Genomic DNA, 1,522 nt, shown 5'->3' on the forward strand with positions numbered 1-1,522 from the left:
CTCCGGCCATGTGAGAGTAGGTCATCGTCAGCTCTCTATTCCTAAAAAGCCCCCACAACAACGTTGTGGGGGCTTTTTTTAGCTTCATTTTATCTAAAATTACTATGTGTAGTATTCCACAAACACTATTTAATCATAATTAAATTTTGTAGTTACTAACGTTACTATATTTTATCAGATAATCAGTATATTGACTCAAAATGATTTGACTTATATCATTATAGCTGATAATTTCAAATGTAATCTTTATCTATAAGTAATAATTGCTTTACGATGTGATAAAAAGTATTGTTTATGTATATACTTAAAATATAGCTTCAAATCTATTATATTTTAAGTTTTATATAATTATTCACTCGAAATTCTTTCTTTCCATATAATTATCAAAAGGAATTGATAATGAAGTTAGCTCCTCTTTTTTCAATAGGTGCCTTAGCGGCCATGAGTATCATAGGCTGTTCTAATCAAACATCTGAAAGTACTGATGCTTCATCAGCTTCTTCCAAAGAAACCACTGTTTTGCGCTTCTCGCATTTTTGGCCAGCCACTTCTTCTATCAGCAAGGAAGTATTTGAACCTTGGGCCAAACAGATTGAAACTGATTCTGATGGTCGATTAAAAGTCGAGCTCTACCCCTCAGCAGGTCTTGCTAAAGCTGATGTCACTTATGAGTCTGCTGCAAAGGGTACAATCGATATAGGTTCTCAAGCACATGGTTATACCAATGGTCGTTTTCCTTTAACTCAAATTACTGAGCTTCCTGGTTTGTCTAATTCGGCTACTCAGATGGGTTGTATGCTACAAACTTTATATGATGATGGTACGCTTGCTGGTGAATATGAAGATTCACATCTGTTATTCATGTATGGTGCTGGACCTGGTTCTCTACATACTACTGATAAATTAATCCGTACACCTGAAGATATGAAAGGCATGCGCATTCGCAGACCTTCAGCAGTCGCTGGTGACATTATTGAAAGCGCAGGTGCTTCACCTGTCGGCTTACCCGCTAACGACATGTATACTTCTTTACAGAGAGGTGTTGTGGACGGACTTAGTTTCCCATGGGAAGCAGTCACAGCTTTTAAGATTGATGAAATAACGAAGTATCATACTAACATTCCTTTTTATAGTTCAGCACTTATGGTTACTATGAATAAAGATAAGTATGAAAGTTTACCTGATGATTTAAAACAGGTACTTGACAATAACTCAGGTATGGCGCTTGCTAACAAAGTCGGTGAAGTTTTTGATAAGCATGATGAGATGGCCATACAAGCAGCTAAAGACAAAGGCGATGAAATCGTTGAAATACCCGATCCTCTAAACGACCCTGACTGGAAAGGTCCTCTATTAGACGGTACTAAGAAATATTTGGCCGACGTCAATGCTTTAGGTTTGGATGCCGATGGCGTATATGAGAAAGCCAAAGCTGCCAGCGCTGCCTGTAAAGTCTAACCTATTAAAGGCAATCTCCCATGGCATTTTTAGTCAACCTCAGCACTCTCATCTCAAGGCTGTG

The 1,522-nt window shown here is 37.9% G+C and carries 1 protein-coding gene; it reads left to right on the forward strand.

What is annotated here, in order from left to right; genetic code table 11:
• Positions 1-399: 399 nt before the first annotated feature.
• On the forward strand, positions 400-1,458 hold the full coding sequence (locus tag ACTXGH_RS13740) for a TRAP transporter substrate-binding protein (protein ID WP_299221686.1): 1,059 nt from the start codon (positions 400-402) through the stop codon (positions 1,456-1,458).
• The last annotated feature ends 64 nt before the right edge of the window (positions 1,459-1,522 follow it).

Source organism: Psychrobacter sp. 1Y10, from assembly GCF_052259005.1.
GTDB classification, from domain to species: domain Bacteria; phylum Pseudomonadota; class Gammaproteobacteria; order Pseudomonadales; family Moraxellaceae; genus Psychrobacter; species Psychrobacter saeujeotis.

Bases quoted from the DNA above. Each gene is read 5' to 3' on its own strand.
- ACTXGH_RS13740 (WP_299221686.1), top strand. From the start codon at position 400: ATGAAGTTAGCTCCTCTTTTTTCAATAGGTGCCTTAGCGGCCATGAGT.